This window comes from Rubritepida flocculans DSM 14296, from assembly GCF_000425365.1.
GTDB lineage: Bacteria > Pseudomonadota > Alphaproteobacteria > Acetobacterales > Acetobacteraceae > Roseococcus > Roseococcus flocculans.
The window spans coordinates 1-21,002 of the sequence record NZ_AUDH01000001.1; the positions used below are offsets into that span (position 1 = coordinate 1).

Genomic DNA, 21,002 nt, shown 5'->3' on the forward strand with positions numbered 1-21,002 from the left:
CGCGTCGTTCGTCCAAGGTGTCGCAACCCGGTCGAATCACGATGCAGCCCGGCCATCCAGCCCCACAGGCTCATATCGAATGCGTTTCGAGACAGACTCTTAGCCGCCGGCCGTATCACTCCGCCCGCGGGTGGGCCATCCGCCAGGTGGCCAGCAGCCCCTCCGTGTCCAGCGCGGTGTAGCGCTGGGTGGTGGAGAGGCTGGCATGGCCCAGCAGCTCCTGGATGGCGCGCAGATCGGCCCCGCCGGCCAGCAGATGGGTGGCGAAGCTGTGGCGCAGGGCGTGCGGGGTGGCGTGCTCGGGCAGGCCGGCGAGGCGGCGATAGTCGCGCATCGTGCGCTGCGCCACGGCCGGGTCGAGGCGCCCGCCGCGCACGCCGGTGAACAGGGGCTCCTCCGGCCCCGCCCCGGGGCGCTGGGCGAGCCAGGCGGCGATGGCCTCCCGCACCACGGGCAGCACGGGCACGAGGCGCGTCTTGCCGCCCTTGCCGGTGATGCGCAGCGCCTCATCCCGCCCCGGCAGCGGGGCCTCGCCCACGGTCAGCGCCAGCGCCTCGGCGATGCGCAGCCCGCAGCCGTAGAGCAGGGTGAACAGCGCCGCATCCCGCGCCGCCTGCCAGGCGGGAAGGGGGGTGCGCTCGGTCATCCGCACCGCGCCGATCCCGGTGCCGAAGGCGCGCGCCTCCTCGGGCGTAAGGGCGCGGGGCAGGGGCGGGCGGCGGCGCGGGCCGCGCAGCCCGGCCAGCGCCGTGGGCGCCGCCCCCCGCCGCCGCGCGAGGAAGCGCAGGAAGCCGCGCACCGCGGCAAGCTGCCGGGCGCGGGTGCTGTTCCCCGCCCCCTCGGCCGCCCGGGCGGCGAGGAAGGCGCGCAGATCGGCGAGCGGCAGGGCCAGCAGTTCCTCCGCCCCGGGCGGGTGGCCGAGATGGCGGGTGAGGAAGCCCAGAAGGTCCGCCACGTCCCGCCCATAGGCCTCGATGGTGTGGGGCGAGGCGCGGCGCTCGGCCGCGAGCCAGGCGAGGAAGGCGGCGCGGGCCTCCTCGCCCGTCATCGCGCCAGCGCCGCGGCCAGGGCGCGGGCCAGGAAGATCAGCGCCTCGGGCTCCTGCGGCAGGGCGGCGGCCTCGCGCGCGCCGAGCGCGAGCGTCTCCTCCCCCACGGCCAGCAGCGCCTCGCGGCGGATCAGGGGGGCCGCCTCCCCGTGCAGGGCCGGCTCGCCGCGGGGCACGTCGCGCAGCCGCAGGGGCGCGGCGGGGGGCAAGGGGCGGAGGGCCGCGGCCTCCAGCCCCAGCAGGGTCGGCCATTCCTCGCGCACCGTCGCGCGCGGATCGGGGGAGGGGATGAGGGCCAGCACCGCCTCGGCCACCCGGGCGGCGAGGCGCCCGCGCGCCCGGCCCGAGGCGAGCAGCCCGCGCCACTGCGCGCGCCCGGCCTCGATCATCGCGGCCATGTGGTCGGCGAGGTTCTCGCCATGCACGCGGCGCGGCGGGGCGAGCAGCGCGTAGAGCTCCGGCCGGGCGGCGAGGAAGCCCGGATGCGCGCGCAGATAGGCCTCGACGCGCGCGGCCTCCTCGTCGCGCGCGGCGGGGATCACGCGGCCCCCCGCGCCGGGCGGGCCGGGCCGGTCACAGGATGCTCTGGCCGGTCTTCGCCCAGTCCGCCAGGAAGGCCTCCAGCCCCTTGTCGGTCAGCGGGTGGCGGAACAGGGCGCGGATCACGGCCGGCGGCATGGTGCCCACATGGGCCCCGAGCCTGGCCGCCTGCAGCACATGCACCGGGTGGCGGATGGAGGCGACGAGCACCTCGGTCTTGAACGCGTAGTTGCGGTAGATCTGTACCACGTCGGCGATCAGCCCCATGCCGTCCTGGCCGATGTCGTCCAGCCGACCGACGAAGGGCGAGATGAAGGCCGCTCCCGCCTTGGCCGCCAGCAGCGCCTGATTGGCCGAGAAGCAGAGCGTGACGTTGACCGGCGTGCCCTCCTCGGCCAGCACCTTGCAGGTGCGCAGCCCCGCCTCGGTCAGCGGCACCTTCACCGCCACGTTCGGCGCGATGGCGCGCAGGTAGCGGCCCTCCTTCAGCATCGTCTCGTGGTCCGTCGCCGTCACCTCGGCGGAGACGGGGCCGGGCACCAGGGCGCAGATCTCGGCGATCACCTCGCTCATCTTCCGGCCGGACTTGGCGATGAGGCTCGGGTTGGTGGTCACGCCGTCGAGCAGCCCGGTGCCGGCGAGGGAACGGATCTCCGCCACATCGGCGGTGTCCACGAAGAACTTCATGCGAGGATGGTCCTTGAAGCGGCGAATCGGGCGGGCGGGATTGACCGGCCCCGGCCCTCTCGCCCAGGGAATAGCCGATGCCCCCCCCTCCCCGAAAGGCCGGACGGCGCGTGTCTGTGCTGCTGCCGCTGCCGCTCGGCGAGGCCTATGACTACTGGCTGCCGGAGGATGTGCCGGCCGGCCCCGGCAGCGTGGTGGAGGCGCCGCTGGGCGGGCGCACCAGCCTCGGCGTGGTGTGGGAGGAGGCGCCGGGGCGCGCGCCCCTGCCCGAGGCGCGGCTGCGCCCCGTCATCGCCGCCAAGCCCGCCCCGCCCCTTCCCGCCGCGCTGCGCCGCTTCGTGGACTGGGTGGCGGACTACACCCTCTCGCCCCCGGGCGCGGTGCTGCGCATGGTGCTGAGCGCCCCCGCCGCGCTGGAGGAGCCCGCCGCGAGCGCCGGCTGGCGCGCGGTGACGCCGCCCCCCGCGGGCGCGCGCCTCACGCCCGAGCGCGCCCGCGCCCTGGAGGCGCTGGGCGGCGAGGTGCTGGCCGCGGCCGAAATCCAGCGGCGCGCCGGCGTCTCGCCCGGGGTGCTGCGCGGCATGGCGGCGGCGGGGCTGCTCGCCCCGGCCCTGCTGCCCCGCGCCCCGGCCTTCCCCGCGCCCGATCCCGGCTTCGCCCCCACCCGCTTCGGCCCCGAGCAGCAGGCCGCCGCCGCCAGCCTGGCCGGGGCGGTGGCCGCCCGCGCCTTCGGCGTGACGCTGCTCGAGGGCGTGACCGGCTCGGGCAAGACCGAGGTGTATCTGGAGGCCATCGCCGAGTGCCTGCGCCAGGGCCGCCAGGCGCTGGTGCTGCTGCCCGAGATCGCGCTCTCCGCGCAGTGGCTCGACCGCTTCGCCCGGCGCTTCGGCGCGCCGCCCGCGCTGTGGCATTCCGAGCTCTCCCCGCGCACGCGGCGCGTCACCTGGCGCGCGGTGGCGCAGGGCGAGGCGCGGGTGCTGGTGGGCGCGCGCTCGGCCCTGTTCCTGCCCTTCCCGCGGCTCGGCCTCATCGTGGTGGACGAGGAGCACGAGACCGCCTTCAAGCAGGAGGAGGGCGTGATCTACCACGCGCGCGACATGGCGGTGGTGCGCGCGCGGCTGGAGGGGGCGGCCTGCGTGCTGGTCAGCGCCACCCCCTCGCTGGAGACGGTCCACAACGCCGAGACGGGGCGCTATGCGCGGCTCTGCCTGCCGCGCCGGCATGGCGGGGCGGAGATGCCGCGCGTGCGCGCGCTCGACCTGCGCGCGAGCCCGCCCGAGCGCGGGCGCTTCCTGGCCCCGCCGCTGGTGAAGGCGGTGCGCGCCACCCTCGCGCGCGGCGAGCAGGCGATGCTCTTCCTCAACCGGCGCGGCTATGCGCCGCTCACCCTCTGCCGCGCCTGCGGCCACCGGATGCAGTGCCCCCACTGCACCGCCTGGCTGGTGGAGCACCGCGCCCAGCGCCGGCTGATGTGCCACCACTGCGGCCACACCGCGCCCACCCCGCCCGCCTGCCCGGAATGCGGGGCGGAGCACAGCCTCGTGCCCATCGGCCCCGGCGTGGAGCGCATCCAGGAGGAGGCGGCGGAGCTCTTCCCCGAGGCGCGGCGCCTCGTCATGGCGAGCGACACGCTGCCCGGCCCGGCGGCGGCGGCCGAGGCGGCCCGGCGCATCGCCGCGCGCGAGGTGGACCTGATCATCGGCACCCAGGTGGTCGCCAAGGGCTGGCATTTCCCCCATCTGACCCTGGTGGGGGTGGTGGACGCCGATCTCGGCCTCGCCGGCGGCGATCTGCGCGCCGCGGAGCGCACCATGCAGCTCCTGCACCAGGTGGCGGGGCGGGCGGGGCGCGAGAGCGCGCCGGGCGAGGTGGTGCTGCAGAGCTTCGCGCCCGAGCACCCGGTGATGGCCGCGCTGGTGGCCGATGACCTGCCCGGCTTCCTCCGCGCCGAGGCGGCTCAGCGCGCGCCCGGCCACTGGCCGCCCTTCGGCCGGCTGGCCGCGCTGATCGTCTCGAGCGAGGACGCCCGCGCCGCCGAGCGCGCGGCGCGCGACCTCGGCCTCGCCGCGCCCGCCGCGCCCGGGGTGGAGGTGCTGGGCCCCGCCCCCGCGCCGCTCGCCGTGCTGCGCGGGCGGCACCGCCACCGGCTGCTGCTGAAGGCCGAGCGCGGGCTGCGCGTGCAGCCCCTGCTGCGGGAGTGGCTCGCGCGCGTGCCCCTGCCGCGCGAGGTGCGCGTGCAGGTGGATGTGGACCCGGTGGGGTTCCTGTGAGGCGGGCGCGGCCATCCCCTGCCATCGCCCCCTCCGGCTTCCTATAATGCCGGCATGAGCGAAGGATCGGATGCCCTGGCCGCGGCGCTGCCGGGCGGGCGCCTGGAGTGGCTGGCGCCGGATGGCCCGCTGGCGCAGCTCTGCCGGCGCCACGGGGTGCGCCGCCTCGATGTCTTCGGCTCTGCCACGCAGCCGGAGCGGTTCGACCCCGCGCGCTCCGACATCGATCTGCTCGTCGACTACGCGCCCGAGGCCGCTCCCTCCGCCTTCGATTTCCTCGCGCTGCGCGAGGAGCTTGCGGCCCTGTTCGGCAGGCCCGTGGACCTCGCCATGGCCTCGGCCATCCGCAACCCCTACCTGCGGAGAAGCATCGACGCCGCCCGGACGCCCCTCTTTGTCGCGTGATCCGCGCGCGCTGCTGTGGGATGCGCTGGATGCCGCCCGGGCCGTGGCCGGCTTCCTCGAGGGCCAGACCGAGGCCGGCTACCTCGCCGATCCGCTGCGGCGCGCGGCGGTGGAGCGCAAATGCGAGGTGATCGGAGAGGCGCTGGGGCGGCTGGCGCGGACGGCGCCCGAACTCGCGGCCAGGATCCCGGAGCTTCCGCGCGTGGTCGCCTTTCGGAACCTCCTGATCCACGGCTATGCCGTGGTGGACGACGTCCTGGTCTGGCGCACCGCCACGCGGGAGCTCCCGGCCCTGCGCGACAGGCTGCAAGCCCTGCTCGACGAGGGGTGACCCCGCTGCGGGCCGCAACCCTGCCATCCCCCGCCCGGGCGGCGCTCACCTTGCCCCCCTCGCGCCCCCCCTCTAGAAGCGCGCCGAACCGGAAGGCGCCCCCATTTTGGCCAGCACCGCGCAAGACCCCAACGCCCCCAACCCCGCCCTCGCCGCCCAGGCCGCGCTGCTCGCCCGGCCCGCCACCGAGGAGCGCCGCCTCGCCGACTGCCTGCGCGTGCTGGCGATGGACGCGGTGGAGCGCGCGAAATCCGGCCATCCCGGCATGCCCATGGGCATGGCGGACGCGGCCACGGTGCTGTTCACCCGCTTCCTGAAATACGACGCCGCCGACCCCCGCTGGCACGACCGCGACCGCTTCGTGCTGAGCGCCGGCCATGGCTCCATGCTGCTCTACGGGCTTCTGCACCTGACGGGCCATGCCGGCATGGAGATGGAGGTGCTGCGGAACTTCCGCCAGCTCCATTCCGCCGCCGCCGGCCATCCGGAATACGGCGAGCACCCGGCCATCGAGGTCACCACCGGGCCGCTCGGCCAGGGCATCTCCACCGCCGTCGGCATGGCGCTGGCCGAACGCCACCTCGCCGCGCGCTTCGGCAAATCGCTGGTGGACCACCGCACCTGGGTCATCGCCTCGGACGGCGACCTGCAGGAGGGCGTGAGCCACGAGGCCGCCGCCCTCGCGGGGCATCTGAGGCTCTCCAGGCTGACGGTGCTGTGGGACGACAACCGCATCTCCATCGACGGCGACACGGCGCTCTCCTTCAGCGAGGATGTGCTGAAGCGCTTCCAGGCCTATGGCTGGGCGGTGAAGCGCGTGGACGGGCACGACCACGCGCAGCTCGCCGCCGCCATGGCCGCGGCCACGCGCAGCGCGCGGCCCACGCTCATCGCCTGCCGCACCATCATCGGCTTCGCCGCGCCGAGCAAGGCCGGCACGGCGGCGAGCCACGGCGCGCCGCTGGGCGCGGAGGAGGTGGCCGCCGCCAAGGCCGCCCTGGGCTGGGAGGCCGAGCCCTTCGCCATCCCCGAGGCGCTCAAGGCGCGCTGGGAGGAGGCGGGGCGGCGCGGCGCCGGCGCCCGCCGCTCCTGGCTCAAGCGCCTCGCCAAGCATCCGATGCGCGCGGAGTTCGAGCGCGCCATGGCGGGCCGCCTGCCCGACAACTGGAACGAGGCGCTCGCGGCGCTGCGCGCCCGGCACGCCGCCGAGAAGCCCAAGCTCGCCACCCGCGTCGCCTCGCAGCGGGCGCTCTCGGCCCTGGTGCCGCAGATCCCGGAAATGGTCGGCGGCAGCGCGGACCTCACGGGCTCCAACAACACGGATGTGAAGGGCGTCGCGGCCATCCGCCCGGGCGACTATGCGGGCCGCTACGTCCACTGGGGCGTGCGCGAGCACGGCATGGCGGCCGCGATGAACGGCATGGCGCTGCACGGCGGCGTCATCCCCTATTCCGGCACCTTCCTGGTCTTCGCCGACTACATGCGCCCCGCGCTGCGCCTTGCGGCGCTGATGCGCCAGCGGGTGATCCATGTGCTGACGCATGACAGCATCGGGCTCGGCGAGGACGGGCCGACGCACCAGCCGGTGGAGACCCTGGCCTCGCTGCGCGCCATCCCGAACCTCTTCGTCTTCCGCCCGGCGGATGCGATGGAGACGGCCGAGTGCTGGGAGATGGCGCTGCGCCGCGCCGATGGCCCCTCGGTGCTCGCGCTCACGCGCCAGGCGGTGCCGGCGCTGCGCGAGGAGGCCGGCGAGAACCGCTGCGCGCGCGGCGGCTATGTGCTGATCGAGGCCGATGGCCCGCGCGACGTGACGCTGATCGCCACCGGCAGCGAGGTCCAGCTCGCCGTGGCGGCGCGGGCGGAACTGGCGGCGGAGGGCGTGCGCGCGGCGGTCGTCTCGCTGCCCTGCTGGGAGCTGTTCGCGCTGCAGGATCCCTCCTACCGGGCCGCGGTGCTGGGGGAGGCGCCGCGCCTGGGCGTGGAGGCGGCCCTTTCCTTCGGCTGGGAGCGCTGGCTCGGCGCGCGCTCGGCCTTCGTCGGCATGACGGGCTTCGGCGCCTCGGCGCCGGCCGAGCATCTCTTCGCCCATTTCGGGATCACGCCGGCCGCGGTGGTCGCGGCGGCGCGCAGGCTGCTGGCAGGGGGAACGTGACCATGACGGTGAAGGTGGCGATCAACGGCTTCGGGCGCATCGGGCGGCTGGTGCTGCGCGCGATGATCCAGAGCGGCCGGACGGATGTGGAGTGCGTGGCGATCAACGACCTCGGCTCGGTCGAGGCGAACGCGCACCTGTTCAAGTACGACAGCGTGCACGGACGCTTCCCGGGCGAGGTGCATGTGGCGGGCGATTCCCTCATCATCCACCATGGCGGGCGGACCTACGGGCCGATCCGCGTCAGCGCCCAGCGCGACCCCTCGCAGGTGCCCTTCCAGGGCGTGGACGTGGCGATGGAGTGCACCGGCATCTTCACCTCCAAGGCCAAGGCCGCGCCGCTGATGGCGGCCGGGGCGCGGAAGGTGCTGATCTCGGCGCCGGCCGACGAGGTGGACGCCACCATCGTCTATGGCGTGAACCACCAGACGCTGACGAAGGAGATGACGGTCGTCTCCAACGCCTCCTGCACCACCAACTGCCTCGCGCCCATGGTGCATGTGCTGCACGGCAAGTGGGGCGTGCTGCGCGGCTACATGGTGACGATCCACGCCTACACCGGCGACCAGAACACGGTGGACACGCTGCACAAGGACCTGCGGCGCGCGCGCGCGGCGGCCGTCTCGATGATCCCGACCAGCACGGGCGCGGCGAAGGCGGTGGGCCTCGTGCTGCCCGAACTGAAGGGCAAGCTGGACGGCACGGCCATCCGCGTGCCCACGCCCAACGTCTCGCTCGTCTCGCTGGACGTGAACCTCGCCACCGACGGCGTGACGAAGGAGATGGTGAACCAGGCGATGCACGAGGCCGCGATGGGCGGCCTCAAGGGCATCCTGGGCTACGAGACGGAGCCGCTGGTGTCGGTGGACTTCAACACCAACCCGCACTCCTGCACCTTCGACGCGACGCAGACGCAGAGCCTGGACGGCGGCAGGCTCATCCGCGTGATGGGCTGGTACGACAACGAGTGGGGCTTCTCCAACCGCATGAGCGACACTGCGGCCCTGTTCGGGAAGCTCTGAGGCCATCCCCTCGCGGCGGCGGGGGCGGCCCGCCGCCGGACGCCCCGCGAGGCTTGCCCGGCCGGGGGGGCGTGGCTAGGGTCCGCCACGGTTCACGGCAGTGCAGCAAGGAAGGCGCCCCGCCCCATGAAACTCCTCGTCCCCGTCAAGCGGGTGGTGGACTACAACGTCAAGGTCCGCGTGAAGGCCGACAACACGGGCGTCGAGACGGCGAACGTCAAGATGTCCATGAACCCCTTCGACGAGATCGCCGTCGAGGAGGCGGTGCGGCTGAAGGAGAAGGGCGTGGCGAGCGAGATCGTCGCCGTCTCGGCCGGCCCCTCGGCGGCGCAGGAGCAGATCCGCACCGCCCTCGCCATGGGCGCGGATCGCGGCATCCTCGTCGAGCATGACGGGGTGCTGGAGCCGCTCGCCGTGGCCAAGATCCTCAAGGCGCTGGTGGCGAAGGAAGCGCCGGACCTGGTCGTGATGGGCAAGCAGGCCATCGACGACGACATGAACGCCACCGGCCAGATGCTGGCCGCGCTGCTCGGCTGGGCGCAGGGCACCTTCGCCTCCCGGGTGGAGGTGGCGAACGGCGAGGCGACCGTGACGCGCGAGGTGGATGGCGGCCTCGAGACGGTGACGCTGAAGCTCCCCGCCGTCGTCACCGCCGATCTGCGGCTGAACGAGCCGCGCTACGCCTCGCTGCCCAACATCATGAAGGCGCGCAAGAAGCCCATCGAGGTGGTCAAGCCCGCCGATCTCGGCGTGGACCCCGCGCCGCGGCTGACCGTGCTGCGCGTGGAGGAGCCGCCGAAGCGCCAGGCGGGCGCGAAGGTCGCCTCCGTGCAGGAACTCGTCGAGAAGCTGCGCAACGAAGCGAAGGTGATCTGACATGACGGTCCTGATCCTCGCCGACCACGACGGTTCGGCCGTCTCGCAGCCCACGCGCAGCGCGGTCGCCGCCGCCCTGAAGCTGGGCGAGGTGCATGTGCTGGTGCTGGGCGAGGGCGCGGCCGCGGCCGCCGCCGCCGCCGCCGCGCTGCCCGGTGTGGCGAAGGTGCTGCTGGCCGAGGATCCGGCCTTCGCCCACCGCCTGGCCGAGCCGGTGGCCGCGCTGCTGGCGGCGCTGGCGCCAGGCTACACGCATCTGCTCGCCCCCGCCTCGGCGGCCGGCAAGAACGTGATGCCGCGCGTGGCCGCGCTGCTCGACGTGCAGCCCATCAGCGACGTGGCGGGGGTGGTGGACGCGGACACCTTCATCCGCCCCATCTACGCCGGCAACGCGCTGGCCACGGTGAGGAGCGGCGATGCGAAGAAGGTCATGACCATCCGTGCCGCGAGCTTCGACCCGGTGCCCGCCACGGGCGGCGCGGCCCCCATCGAGGCGGTGGGCGCGGCGGTGGCCGATCCCGGCCTCTCGCGCTTCGTCGGCGCCGAGGTGCAGAAGAGCGAGCGGCCCGAGCTCACCGCCGCGCGCGTCGTGGTCTCGGGCGGGCGGGCCATGGGTTCGGCCGAGAACTTCCACCTCATCGAGAAGCTGGCCGACCGGCTCGGCGCGGCGGTGGGCGCCTCGCGCGCCGCGGTGGACGCAGGCTACGCGCCCAACGACATGCAGGTGGGCCAGACGGGCAAGATCGTCGCGCCCGAGCTCTACATCGCGGTGGGCATCTCGGGCGCCATCCAGCACCTCGCCGGCATGAAGGACAGCAAGGTGATCGTCGCCATCAACAAGGACGAGGAGGCGCCGATCTTCCAGGTGGCCGATTACGGGCTGGTGGCGGACCTGTTCAAGGCGCTGCCCGAGCTCGAGGCCGAGCTGGCGAAGGGCTGAGGGGATGAGCCTGCGCATCGCCGCCGGCGCGGAAGGGCTGGAGGCGCCGGTGGAGGCGCCGGCCATCGAGAGCATCGGCATCGTCGGCGCGGGGCAGATGGGCAACGGCATCGCCCATGTCTGCGCGCTGGCCGGCCTGCCGGTGACGATGATCGACATCCGCCCCGAGGCGCTGGAGACGGCGATGGCCACCATCGCCCGCAACATGGACCGCCAGATCGGCCGCAAGCTGATCACCGAGGAGGAGCGCGACGCCGCGCTGGCGCGCATCGCCACCGGCACGGACTACGCGCTGCTCGGCGGGGCGGATTTCGTGGTGGAGGCGGCCACCGAGCGCGAATCCGTGAAGGTCGAGATCTTCAAGGCGCTCTGCCCGCACCTGAAGCCCTCGGCCATGCTGGCCTCCAACACCTCCTCCATCTCGATCACGCGGCTGGCCGCCGTCACGGACCGGCCGGCGAAGTTCATCGGGATGCACTTCATGAACCCGGTGCCGGTGATGAAGCTCGTGGAGATCATCCGCGGCATCGCCACCGACGAGCCCACCTTCCGCGCGGTGGAGCGCCTCGCGCACCGGCTGGGCAAGCAGACGGCGACGGCGGAGGATTTCCCGGCCTTCATCGTCAACCGCATCCTGGTGCCGATGATCAACGAGGCCGTCTATGCCCTCTACGAGGGGGTGGGCGACATCCGCTCCATCGACACCGCGATGAAGCTCGGCGCGAACCACCCGATGGGGCCGCTGGAGCTCGCGGATTTCATCGGGTTGGACACCTGCCTCTCCATCATGCAGGTGCTCTATGACGGGCTGTCGGACTCCAAGTACCGCCCCTGCCCGCTGCTGGTGAAATACGTCGAGGCCGGCTGGTACGGCCGCAAGACGGGCAAGGGCTTCTACGACTACGGGCAGGATCCGCCGGCGCCGACGCGCTGAGCCGCGGCGGCGCGGGCGCCGGCCGTATCAGCGCGCCGCGCGGGCGGGCGTCACGCCTGCGCGCGGCGCGTGGCAGATGATCTGCACGACCGACCGCTCCACCTGATCCACGATCTGCGCCGCATCCATGGCCGCGCCCGTGGCGGGCGCCTGGGCGGGGGTGATGGCGTGGTCCAGCAGGAAGCGGTGCAGGGTCGGCCCGGCCACGGCGAAGTTCACGTTCTGCGAGGGCAGAAGCCCCGCCAACTGCTCGCGCCGCGTGTCGCGCACGGCGAAGACCATGCCCACCACCTGGCCGCGCCGGTCGAGCAGCGGGCCGCCGCTTTTGCCCGGCTGGGTGGGCGCCGTGTACTGCAGGACATGGGCCGCGCGGCCCGCCCCCTCGGCGCTGACATTGCCGAGCGTGGCGGTGGGCCGGTCGCTCGCCACGCCGCGGCCGGGAAAGCCGATCGCGACCACCTCCTCGCCCAGGCGAAGCTGCGCGGCCACCGGAAGGGCGCGGCGCTCCAGCCCGGGAACCGCCAGCAGGGCGATGTCCAGATCCTCGTTGCGCGCGACGAGCCGCGCGCCGCCCAGCCGCGCGAGGCCGGCCACGACCTCGATCTCCGCACAGGCGCTCACGCCGTGCTCGGCGGTCATGACCAGGCCGCCCGGCGCGATGACGAAGCCCGTCGTGCTGGTGGCCTGGCTCTCCGGCGGCGGGGCCGGGGGGCGGGGCGGTGCGGCCACGCCGCTCAGCCAGGGCGGGGGCGCGGCCGCCTCGCGCGTCAGCACGATGCCGGGCAAGGCGCTTCCGGGCGGAGCGACGGGAAGCGGCGGCTGGCGGGCCCGAAGCCGCCCCTCGTCCACCTCGCGCGGCGTGAGGGCGCGCGCCACCTCGGCCGTGACGGGGCCGAGCACGGCGCGCCCGCGCGTGGCCTCGTCGCGCAGCGTCAGCCAGCGCATGGCCTCGGCGCGATCCACCGCCGCGCCCTGGCCGGTCAGCAGCGCCGCCGCCACGCAGGCCATGCTGCGCGGATCGCCCAGGCTCGCCGCATGCAGCCAGGTGGCGAAGGCGCCCGCCGCGTCGCGGTGCACGGCGAAGCGGATGGCGCCGAGCTCCAGCGCCGCGCCCGTCATGCCGGCGGCGACGGCGCGCGCGAGGTAGCTTTCGGCCACATGCATCCGGTCCACGCCGCCGGGCAGGGCCATATGCGCTTCGGCGAGGCGGTAGAGGCTCGGCCCGTCGCTGCGGCCGAGCAGGGCGGCCGCCTCGCCCCGCAGGGCGGCCGGGCGGGTGGGGCGCTGGAAACAGGGCGAGTGGTCGAGCGCCGCCCGCAGGCCCGGCGGCAGCCCCTCCGCGCGGGCGGCGGGCTGCGGGACGAGGGGCGCGGCGACGAGGGCGCCGGCGAGCGCCAGGGCGGCGAGTCCGAAGCGGGGCATTCGATCTCTCCCAGCAACGATACGAAATAGTTACGATTGCCTCAGGAAATTGCAAGCACCGGTTGCACCCGCCCGCCCGCCTCGCGTCGGGGCCCGGCGCGGCGGCGGCGCGTCAAGACCAGGCATCTCTGGAGTCGGGGCGCGCGGCCGCGGCTATGATGCGAGAGCACAGGGAGAGAACGTCCATGCCCACACGCCGCGCCGCCCTCGCGCTGCTCGCCACCCCCGCCCTCATCGGCCCCGCCCGCGCCCAGCCGGGCTGGGCGCCCACGCGGCCCATCCAGCTCATCGTCGGCTTCGCGCCGGGCGGCGGCAGCGACGTGATCGCCCGCACCATCGCCGAGGCGGTGGCCGGCCTCTACCCCGTGCCGCTCGTGGTGGTGAACCGGCCCGGCGCGGGCGGGGCGCTGGCCGCCGAGCAGGTGGCGCGCATGCCGCCCGACGGCCACGCGCTGCTGCTGGCCGGCGGCTCGGAATCCACCTCCGTGCCCGCGCACCGCGAGCTGCCCTACGACCCCAAGCGCAGCTTCTCGCCGGTGATCCGCCTCACCCGGCACGGGCAGTTCATCGTGGTGAAAGGGCGCGGCGGGCGCTTCTCCTCCATGCAGGAGCTGATGGCCGCCGCCCGCGCGCGGCCCGAGGCCGTCAGCCACGCCTCGGCCGGGGTGGGCACGCTCAGCCACTCCATCTTCCTGCTGCTCGGCCGCGCGGCGGGGGCGCAGATGCTGCATGTGCCCTTCACCGGCGGCGGCCCCTCGCTGCAGGCCGTCATCGCCGGCACGGTGGATTGCAGCGTGGCCGCGCCCGAGGAGATGCGCGGCCTGGTGGATGCGGGCGAGCTGCGCGTGCTGGCGGTGGCGAGCGAGACCCGCGCGCCCCTCTACCCGCAGGCGCCCACCCTGCGCGAGCTGGGCTGGGAGGTGATCGCCGAGAACATGAAGGGCTGGGTGGGCCCCGCGGGCATGACGCCGGAGATGGTGGCCTACCACCACGACCGCATGCGCCAGGGCATCGCCACCCCCGTCTGGCAGCGCTTCCTCGAGCGCGCCGGCGAGCCCGACGGCTACGCGAACGGCCCCGATTTCCAGGCCGCCATGGACCGGCTGCTGGACGGCATCCGCGCCGCGCTCGGGCGCTGAGGGTGAGCTACCCCTCCACCAGCGCCACCTCGGCGGCGGCGAGGCGCCGGTAGAGGCGCAGCCGCCGCCGGTGCGGGATCCAGTCGTAGAGGAACACCTCCGCCGGCCGCCACAGCGCCACCCAGCCCACGATGACGAGGCTTTCGGGCAGCAGCCGCGCCAGCACCCCCTCCAGCGGCAGCCGCGCCGCCAGCACCGCCGCGCCGAGGCAGGCCGCCAGCACCAGCAGGCCGAGCGCGAGCGCCATCCGCCCGAAGCGGAACAGCTCGCGCAGGGCGCGGCGCTCGGCCTCCGCGCGGCCGGCGAAATAGGCGCGGATGGAGTCCGGGATGCCCGCCGCGGCGGGGCTCTCGCGCTCCGCGCGCGGCAGGTGCACGAGGATGGCGAGCGGCGCCTCGCGCGGCAGCTCCTGCGCCCAGTCCACGATGTAGGCCTCGGCCGTGGCGTCCAGGTCGCCCTGGCGGAAGGGCGTGGGGTCCAGCGTGTGGTAGAGCTGCGCCACGCGGGCGAGGCGCAGTTCGATGGGCGCGGCCATGGCGGCGAGGATGGCGCGCGCTGCGCCCGCGCGCCATATGCCCCCGCGTGACCGAGCCCCTCGCCCTCTACATCCACTGGCCCTTCTGCGCGTCGAAGTGCCCCTATTGCGACTTCAACTCCCATGTGCGCGAGGGCGGCGTGGACCACGCGCGCTTCCGCGCCGCGCTGCGCGCCGAGCTGGCGCATGAGGCGGCGCGGCTGGGGCGGCGGCCGCTCGCCTCCATCTTCTTCGGCGGCGGCACTCCCTCGCTGATGGAACCCGAGACGGCGGCGGCGCTGATCGCGGACGCGCAGCGCCATTTCGACCCGCTGCCCGGCTGCGAGATCACGCTGGAGGCGAACCCGACCAGCGTGGAGACGGGCCGGCTGCGCGCCTTCGCCGAGGCGGGGGTGAACCGCGCCTCGCTCGGCGTGCAGGCGCTGGACGAGGCGGCGCTGCGCTTCCTCGGCCGCCGGCACGACGCGCGCGAGGCAGTGGCGGCGCTGGAGGCGGCGCGCGCCATCTTCCCGCGCCTCTCCTTCGACCTGATCTACGCCCGCCCCGGCCAGCAGGAGGCCGCCTGGCGGACCGAGCTGCGCGCGGCGCTGGCGCTGGCGGCCGACCATCTCAGCCTCTACCAGCTCACCATCGAGCCCGGCACGCGCTTCGAGACGCAGCACGCGCGCGGCGATTTCGCCCTGCCGCCCGAGCCCGAGGCCGCGCGCCTCTACCACGCCACGGCCGAGGAGGCGGCGCGCTTCGGCCTCGCGCCCTATGAGGTGAGCAACTACGCGAGGCCCGGCGCGGAGAGCCGCCACAACCTCGCCTACTGGCGCTATGGGGACTACCTCGGCATCGGCCCCGGCGCGCACCAGCGCGTGCTGGGCCCGCAGGGCATGGTGGCCACCCGCCGCCACCGCGCGCCCGAGGAATGGGCCGCCCGGGTGGAGCGCGAGGGCCATGCGGCGGTGGAGGAGACGATCCTCTCCCCCGAGCAGCGCGGGCGCGAGGCCATGCTGATGGGGCTGCGTCTCGCCGAGGGCGTGGACCCCGCGCGCATCGCGGCGCGCGCCGGCCGCCCCTTCGCGGAGGTGGTGGACGCGGCCATGCTCGCCGCGCTGCTCGACGAAGGCTATCTCGCCTGGCAGGGTGGGCGGCTGCTGGCCACCGCGGAAGGGCGCGTGCGGCTGGACGCGCTGCTGCCCGTCTTGCTGCGCTGAGCGCGCGGGCCTAATCTCCGCCCATGCGCGTTCCGGCGTTCCGCCTTTCCCGAATTACCGCCCCGGCCGGTTGATCCGCGCCGCATGGGGCGGCGCGGCCTTCCGGCCGGGCCCGTTCCCCTCTCGACACGCCAGGATCCGCGCCATGACCGCCACCACCTCCGTGCTGTTCACCGTCGAGGCCTTCGCCGAGCCCGGCCTTCTGCCCCGCCTGCTGCAACCCTTCGCCAAGCGGGATCTGGTGCCAGACCATCTGCTGGCGCGGCGCGAGGGGGAGCGGCTGCGCGTGCAGCTCGGCATGACGGCGATGCCGGAGGAGGCGGTGCCGCTGGTGGCCGGCAATCTCGGGCAGGTGGTGGGCGTCACCCTGGTGCGGACCACGCGGAGCGAGGCGCGGAAGGCGGCCTGACGGGAGGAAACCAGGGGCGAAGTGGTGGAGCTGAGGGGAATCGAACCCCTGACCTCGTCATTGCGAACGACGCGCTCTCCCAACTGAGCTACAGCCCCGGACCAGGGCGACGTGATGGGGCACGCCGCGGGCGCGCTGTTTCGCCCACGCGGCCGGCCGAGTCAATCCTCCCCCTTGCTTGCGCGCCCGTCATCCGCGACAAGCGCGGGCAAGACCCGGGAGCCGTGCCGCGCATGATCCTCGACGCTCTGTTCTTCCTCCTCCAGGCCGGGCTGAGCCTCTTCTTCTGGGCCGTGGTCATCGCGGCGATCCTCTCGCTGCTGATCGGCTTCAACGTTCTGGACACGCGCAACCGCCTGGTCTGGACCCTCTCGGACTTCTTCTACCGCGTGACGGAGCCGGCGCTGCGCCCCATCCGCGCCCGGCTGCCGCAGCTCGGCGGGGTGGACATCTCGCCGCTCATCCTGCTGCTCGTGATCCAGGCCTGCATGATCCTGGTGCGCGCGGTGCAGGGCTACATGATCCGCGGCGGCCTCTATTTCTGAGCGCCGCATGACCGCCCGCCTCCTCGACGGCAAGGCGCTGGCCGCGCGGCTGCGCGCCGGGCTGGCCGAACGCATCGCCGCCCTGCCCTTCCGCCCCGGCCTCGTGGTGGTGCGCGTGGGCGAGGACCCCGCCAGCGGCGTCTATGTCCGCAACAAGGACAAGGCGGCGCGCGAGGCGGGCTTCGCCTCCCGCACCCTGCACCTGCCCGAGGCCACCAGCGAGGCCGCGCTGCTGGCCGAGATCGCCGCCCTCAACGCGGACGCGGAGGTGGACGGCATCCTGGTGCAGCTTCCCCTGCCCGCCCATATCCGGGCCGAGGCCGCCATCGCGGCGGTGGACCCGGCGAAGGACGTGGACGGCTTCCACCCGATGAATGCGGGGCGCCTCGCCTCGGGCCTTCCGGGCCTCGTGCCCTGCACGCCGCGCGGGGCGATGCATCTGCTGGCCGAGGCGGGGGTGCGGCTGCGCGGGGCGCGCGCCATCGTCATCGGCCGCAGCCAGATCGTGGGGCGGCCCATGGCGCAGCTCCTCCTCGCCGCCGACTGCACCGTGACCATCGCCCATTCCCGCACCGATGACCTGCCGGGCGAATGCCGCCGCGCGGACATCGTGGTGGCGGCGGTGGGCCGGCCCGAGATGGTGCGCGGGGGCTGGATCAAGCCCGGTGCCACGGTGATCGACGTGGGCATCAACCGGCTGCCCGATGGGCGGCTGGTGGGCGATGTGGCCTTCGCGGAGGCGCTGCCCCATGCCGGGGCCATCACGCCCGTGCCGGGCGGGGTGGGCCCCATGACCATCGCCTGCCTGCTGGAGAACACCCTGGATGCGGCGCTGGCGCGCCGGTCCGGGCCGGCGCTCTCGGGGCGGGCGTGATCCTGCACCGCACCCTGCAGGTGGTGGGGGCGCTGGCGCTGCTGATGTGCCTGAATCTCGCCTGGGGCGCCACGCCGCTGGGCGGCGAGGGATGGTCGCGCGCGCGGCTGCTCTACGCGGGGGCGGGCGGGGTTTCGGCGCTGGCGCTCATCGCCATCGGCGGGCTCGGCCTCGCGCTGCGCCGGGCCGAGGCGCGGGCGCGCGAGATGCAGGCCGCGCTCACGCGCATCGAGGCGGAGCTGCGCGCCCGGCGGTGAGGCGCGGCCGGTGAACCTGCTGCTGGCCGCGGCCTATGTGCTCATCTGGGGCTCGGCCTTCAACGCGGCGCGGCTGGTGGTGCTGGAGTGGCCGGTGCTGTGGTCGCTCGCGCTGCGCTTCGCGCTGACGGCGCCGCTGGTCTGGCTCGTCTGGCGCGCGCTGCGCGCCCCCTGGCCGCGGGGCGGCGACCGCTGGCGCGTGCTGTTCATGGGCGGCGTGGGGGTGGGGGTGTATCTCTCGCTCTCCTGGGGTGCGGCGGCCTTCATCCCGGCGGGGCTCGTCTCGCTGCTCGCCGCAGCGGCGCCGCTCTTCGTGGCGCTGGGCGAGGCGGCGCAGGGCCGGCGGCTGCCGGCGCGCGGCTGGCTCGGCCTCGCGCTCGCCTGGGGCGGGGTCTGTGTGCTGGGCGGCTTCCGCGCGGCCGATGGGCTGGCCGAGGCCGAGGCACTGGGCATCGCGCTCGGCGGGGCGGCGGTGCAGGCCCTCGGGCTGCTGGTCTATGCCCCGGCCCGCGCCCGGGTGGACCCCTGGACGGCGAACCTCGTGCAGTCCTGCGCCGCGGCGGCGGTGACGCTGGTGCTGGCGCTCGCCTTCGCCGTGCCGCCGCCGGAGGGCGCGAGCGCGGCGGCGATCGGCGGCATGGCCTATTCGGTGGTGCTGGTGGGTGTCGCCGGCTACGCGCTGTTCTTCGTGGTGATCGGGCGCTTCGGCGCGGCGCGCGCGGCGGCGCTGCAACTGCTGGCGCCGCCGGTGGCGGTGGCGATCGGCTGGGCCGGTTTCGGCGAGCGGCTCTACGCCACCGACCTGCTCGGCGGGGCGATGACGCTGTTGGGCCTCGCCCTGCTGTTCCGCACGCGGCCGGGGTGACCGGCCGCGCGCGGGAAGACGATCAGTAGCGGTAGGCCTCGGCCTTGAAGGGCCCCTGCGGCGAAACGCCGATATAGGCCGCCTGCTCGGGGCGAAGCTGCGTCAGCTTCGCGCCGACCTTCTCGAGGTGCAGGCGGGCCACCTTCTCGTCCAGGTGCTTGGGCAGCACATAGACCTTCTTCTCGTACTTCTCGCCATGCGCCCAGAGCTCGATCTGCGCGAGCGTCTGGTTGGTGAAGGAGGCCGACATCACGAAGGAGGGGTGCCCCGTCGCGTTGCCGAGGTTCACGAGCCGCCCCTCGGAGAGCAGGATGATGCGCTTGCCGTCCGGGAACTCGATCTCGTCCACCTGCGGCTTCACGTTGTCCCACTTGAAGTTGCGCAGCGCGGCCACCTGGATTTCGGAATCGAAGTGGCCGATGTTGCAGACGATGGCGCGGTGCTTCATCGCGCGCATGTGGTCGAGCGTGATCACGTCCACATTGCCGGTGGCGGTGACGAAGATGTCGGCGACGGGGGCCGCATCCTCCATCGTGACCACCTGGTAGCCCTCCATCGCCGCCTGCAGGGCGCAGATCGGGTCGATCTCGGTCACCATCACGCGGCAGCCGGCGTTGCGCAGGCTGGCGGCGCTGCCCTTGCCCACATCGCCGAAGCCGCACACCACCGCGACCTTGCCGGCCATCATCACGTCGGTTCCCCGCCGGATCGCGTCCACCAGGCTCTCGCGGCAGCCGTAGAGGTTGTCGAACTTCGACTTGGTCACCGAGTCATTCACGTTGATGGCGGGGAAGAGCAGCCGCCCCTCCTTCGCCATGGCGTAGAGGCGGTGCACGCCGGTCGTCGTCTCCTCCGAGACGCCCTTGATGTTCGCGGCGAGCTTCGCGAACCAGCCCGGCTTCTCCGCGAGGCAGCGCTTGATGAGGGCGAAGAAGACCGTCTCCTCCTCGTTCGTCGGCTTGTCGAGGAAGGCGGTGTCGCCCTGCTCGGCGCGCAGCCCGTAGTGGACGAGCAGCGTCATGTCGCCGCCGTCGTCCAGCAGCATGTTGGGCGTGCCGCCGTCGCCCCACTCCAGGGTGCGCTTCACGAACTCCCAGTACTCTTCGAGCGTCTCGCCCTTCTTGGCGAAGACCGGCACGCCGGCCGCGGCGATGGCGGCGGCGGCATGGTCCTGCGTCGAGAAGATGTTGCAGGAGGACCAGCGGACCTCGGCGCCGAGATGCACCAGCGTCTCGATCAGCACGGCGGTCTGGATCGTCATGTGCAGGCAGCCGGCGATGCGCGCGCCCTTGAGCGGCTTCTGCGGGCCGTATTCCGCGCGGGTGGCCATCAGGCCGGGCATCTCGTCCTCGGCCATGTTGATCTCCTTGCGGCCCCACTCGGCGAGCGAGAGATCCTTCACGACATATTCGGCGGCAACGGGCATCAGGCGGCGTCCTCACGGGCTCTGCGATGCGCGGGGCGGTAGCACGGCCCCCGCACCCCGCCAAGAGGCATAAACATGTCTTTATGTGGCGCCTCCCCTTTTGCGCCCGGCCGCCCGCGGGCATGCTCCGCGCCCGGAGGACAACGCCATGACACCACGCCGCACCCTGCTGGCCCTGCCCGCCCTCGCGGCCGCCTCGCCGGCTTTCGCACAGGAGCGCTGGCCCAGCCGCGCCATCACCCTGATCGAGGGCTTCCCGCCCGGCGGCGTGACGGACCTCGTCTCGCGCACCCTCGCCGAGCGCATGGGGCGGGAGCTGGGGCAGAACATGGTGGTGGACAACCGCCCGGGTGCGGCGACCTCGGTGGCGCTGACCGCGCTCTCCCGCGCGCGGCCGGACGGCTACACCTTCGGCGCGGGCACCACCACGCTCGCCATCAACCAGACCCTGCAGCCGACGCTCACGCCGCGCGACCCGCTGAACGAGCTCGCGCCCGTGGGAATGATGTTCCGCACGCCCTTCATCCTGCACGTGCATCCCTCGCTGCCCGTGCGCAGCGTGGCGGAGCTGATCGCGCTGGCGCGCGCACGCCCCGGCCAGCTCTCCTTCGGCTCGCCGGGCACGGGCTCGGTCAGCCATCTCTGCCTGGAGCTGTTCCGCGCCCGGGCCGGCATCGACATCGTGCATGTGCCCTATCGCGGCGGCATCCCGGCGCTGATCGACCTGCGCCAGAACCGCGTGCAGGCGGTGTTCCAGGGCGTGCAGGAGGCGCTGCCCGCCATCCGCGAAGGCGCCACCCGGGCGCTGGCCGTCTCGACGCTGGGGCCGATCCCCCAGGCGCCCGAGCTGCCGCCCATCGCCAACGACCTGCCGGGCTTCGAGGTGGTGTTCTGGATGGGCCTCTTCGCGCCGGCCGGCACGCCGCAGCCCATCCTCGCGCGCGTCGGCGAGGCGCTGGCCATCGCCACCCGCGATGCAGAGCTGCGCGCGCGGATGCAGGAGCAGGGGGTGGAGCTCGTCACCGGCGACGCGCGGGTGCTGCGCGACACCCTGGCCGCCGACACGGCGCGCTGGGGCGAGGTGATCCGCGCCGCCAACATCCGGGTGGAGTGATACGGG

At 74.3% G+C, this 21,002-nt stretch carries 22 protein-coding genes and 1 tRNA gene; 16 read left to right on the plus strand and 7 right to left on the minus strand.

Going from position 1 to position 21,002, the window contains the following annotated elements; translation table 11 throughout:
• Positions 1–115: 115 nt before the first annotated feature.
• From H596_RS0100005 to fsa, 3 genes are read right to left on the minus strand one after another with little or no spacing between them, the layout of a single operon-like run.
• Positions 116–1,048 (minus strand): tyrosine recombinase XerC, encoded by a 933-nt coding sequence (locus tag H596_RS0100005; protein ID WP_027283137.1) that lies wholly within the window; start codon positions 1,046–1,048, stop codon positions 116–118.
• The gene (locus H596_RS0100010) at positions 1,045–1,590 is read right to left on the minus strand and encodes a hypothetical protein (protein ID WP_027283138.1); all 546 of its coding nucleotides are present in this window, start codon (positions 1,588–1,590) and stop codon (positions 1,045–1,047) included. The genes H596_RS0100005 and H596_RS0100010 overlap by 4 nt, the downstream gene beginning before the upstream one ends.
• A 31-nt stretch (positions 1,591–1,621) precedes the next feature.
• Positions 1,622–2,275: a fructose-6-phosphate aldolase gene (fsa, locus tag H596_RS0100015; RefSeq protein WP_027283139.1), complete on the minus strand. Its 654-nt coding sequence runs from the start codon at positions 2,273–2,275 to the stop codon at positions 1,622–1,624.
• A 77-nt stretch (positions 2,276–2,352) separates the two neighbouring features.
• Here fsa and H596_RS0100020 point away from each other — a divergent pair, with 77 nt between their 5' ends.
• From H596_RS0100020 to H596_RS0100055, 8 genes are all read left to right on the plus strand, one after another.
• The gene (locus H596_RS0100020) at positions 2,353–4,545 is read left to right on the plus strand and encodes a primosomal protein N' (protein WP_084602449.1); all 2,193 of its coding nucleotides are present in this window, start codon (positions 2,353–2,355) and stop codon (positions 4,543–4,545) included.
• 54 nt (positions 4,546–4,599) lie between these two features.
• Positions 4,600–4,950: a nucleotidyltransferase family protein gene (locus H596_RS0100025; protein ID WP_156909980.1), complete on the plus strand. Its 351-nt coding sequence runs from the start codon at positions 4,600–4,602 to the stop codon at positions 4,948–4,950.
• Positions 4,940–5,281, plus strand: a complete 342-nt coding sequence (locus tag H596_RS0100030) for a HepT-like ribonuclease domain-containing protein (RefSeq protein WP_027283142.1) — start codon at positions 4,940–4,942, stop codon at positions 5,279–5,281. The genes H596_RS0100025 and H596_RS0100030 overlap by 11 nt, the downstream gene beginning before the upstream one ends.
• 106 nt (positions 5,282–5,387) lie before the next feature.
• Entirely contained in the window at positions 5,388–7,436 is a 2,049-nt protein-coding gene (gene tkt, locus H596_RS0100035) for a transketolase (RefSeq protein ID WP_027283143.1), read from the plus strand.
• A 2-nt stretch (positions 7,437–7,438) separates the two neighbouring features.
• Positions 7,439–8,458, plus strand: coding sequence for a type I glyceraldehyde-3-phosphate dehydrogenase (gap, locus tag H596_RS0100040; protein ID WP_027283144.1), 1,020 nt, complete (start codon positions 7,439–7,441; stop codon positions 8,456–8,458).
• Positions 8,459–8,584: 126 nt separating this feature from the next.
• A complete protein-coding gene (locus H596_RS0100045; RefSeq protein WP_027283145.1) occupies positions 8,585–9,334 on the plus strand; it encodes an electron transfer flavoprotein subunit beta/FixA family protein in 750 nt (249 codons plus the stop codon).
• A gap of 1 nt (position 9,335) precedes the next feature.
• On the plus strand, positions 9,336–10,274 hold the full coding sequence (locus H596_RS0100050) for an FAD-binding protein (RefSeq protein WP_027283146.1): 939 nt from the start codon (positions 9,336–9,338) through the stop codon (positions 10,272–10,274).
• A 4-nt stretch (positions 10,275–10,278) separates the two neighbouring features.
• Positions 10,279–11,208, plus strand: a complete 930-nt coding sequence (locus H596_RS0100055) for a 3-hydroxybutyryl-CoA dehydrogenase (protein WP_051212190.1) — start codon at positions 10,279–10,281, stop codon at positions 11,206–11,208.
• A gap of 27 nt (positions 11,209–11,235) precedes the next feature.
• On the opposite strand, the gene H596_RS22630 is transcribed toward H596_RS0100055, so the two are convergent.
• Positions 11,236–12,630 carry a trypsin-like peptidase domain-containing protein gene (locus tag H596_RS22630; RefSeq protein WP_051212191.1) on the minus strand — a complete coding sequence of 465 codons (1,395 nt, stop codon included), beginning with the start codon at positions 12,628–12,630 and terminating at the stop codon, positions 11,236–11,238.
• A gap of 185 nt (positions 12,631–12,815) precedes the next feature.
• Here H596_RS22630 and H596_RS19355 point away from each other — a divergent pair, with 185 nt between their 5' ends.
• Positions 12,816–13,769: a tripartite tricarboxylate transporter substrate binding protein gene (locus H596_RS19355; RefSeq protein ID WP_037299423.1), complete on the plus strand. Its 954-nt coding sequence runs from the start codon at positions 12,816–12,818 to the stop codon at positions 13,767–13,769.
• A gap of 7 nt (positions 13,770–13,776) precedes the next feature.
• Here H596_RS19355 and H596_RS0100070 read toward each other — a convergent pair whose 3' ends face one another.
• A complete protein-coding gene (locus H596_RS0100070; RefSeq protein ID WP_037299426.1) occupies positions 13,777–14,304 on the minus strand; it encodes a hypothetical protein in 528 nt (175 codons plus the stop codon).
• A 47-nt stretch (positions 14,305–14,351) separates the two neighbouring features.
• On the opposite strand from H596_RS0100070, the gene hemW reads away from it, so the two are divergent.
• The gene (gene hemW / locus H596_RS0100075) at positions 14,352–15,506 is read left to right on the plus strand and encodes a radical SAM family heme chaperone HemW (RefSeq protein ID WP_027283149.1); all 1,155 of its coding nucleotides are present in this window, start codon (positions 14,352–14,354) and stop codon (positions 15,504–15,506) included.
• 145 nt (positions 15,507–15,651) lie between these two features.
• Positions 15,652–15,915 carry an ACT domain-containing protein gene (locus H596_RS19360; RefSeq protein WP_037299429.1) on the plus strand — a complete coding sequence of 88 codons (264 nt, stop codon included), beginning with the start codon at positions 15,652–15,654 and terminating at the stop codon, positions 15,913–15,915.
• A 22-nt stretch (positions 15,916–15,937) separates the two neighbouring features.
• Here the strand turns inward: H596_RS19360 and H596_RS0100085 are convergent.
• Positions 15,938–16,013 (minus strand) — tRNA-Ala (locus tag H596_RS0100085).
• A gap of 135 nt (positions 16,014–16,148) precedes the next feature.
• Here H596_RS0100085 and H596_RS19365 point away from each other — a divergent pair.
• From H596_RS19365 to H596_RS0100105, 4 genes are read left to right on the plus strand one after another with little or no spacing between them, the layout of a single operon-like run.
• Positions 16,149–16,460: a YggT family protein gene (locus H596_RS19365; protein WP_037299432.1), complete on the plus strand. Its 312-nt coding sequence runs from the start codon at positions 16,149–16,151 to the stop codon at positions 16,458–16,460.
• Positions 16,461–16,467: 7 nt separating this feature from the next.
• Positions 16,468–17,334, plus strand: coding sequence for a bifunctional methylenetetrahydrofolate dehydrogenase/methenyltetrahydrofolate cyclohydrolase FolD (folD, locus tag H596_RS0100095; RefSeq protein ID WP_027283150.1), 867 nt, complete (start codon positions 16,468–16,470; stop codon positions 17,332–17,334).
• Positions 17,331–17,591: a hypothetical protein gene (locus tag H596_RS0100100; RefSeq protein WP_027283151.1), complete on the plus strand. Its 261-nt coding sequence runs from the start codon at positions 17,331–17,333 to the stop codon at positions 17,589–17,591. Before folD ends, H596_RS0100100 begins: the two co-directional genes overlap by 4 nt.
• A 10-nt stretch (positions 17,592–17,601) precedes the next feature.
• A complete protein-coding gene (locus H596_RS0100105; protein WP_027283152.1) occupies positions 17,602–18,456 on the plus strand; it encodes a DMT family transporter in 855 nt (284 codons plus the stop codon).
• Positions 18,457–18,478: 22 nt separating this feature from the next.
• Here H596_RS0100105 and ahcY read toward each other — a convergent pair whose 3' ends face one another.
• The gene (gene ahcY / locus H596_RS0100110; RefSeq protein ID WP_027283153.1) at positions 18,479–19,882 is read right to left on the minus strand and encodes an adenosylhomocysteinase; all 1,404 of its coding nucleotides are present in this window, start codon (positions 19,880–19,882) and stop codon (positions 18,479–18,481) included.
• Positions 19,883–20,030: 148 nt separating this feature from the next.
• Here ahcY and H596_RS0100115 point away from each other — a divergent pair, with 148 nt between their 5' ends.
• Positions 20,031–20,996 (plus strand): Bug family tripartite tricarboxylate transporter substrate binding protein, encoded by a 966-nt coding sequence (locus tag H596_RS0100115; RefSeq protein WP_027283154.1) that lies wholly within the window; start codon positions 20,031–20,033, stop codon positions 20,994–20,996.
• The last annotated feature ends 6 nt before the right edge of the window (positions 20,997–21,002 follow it).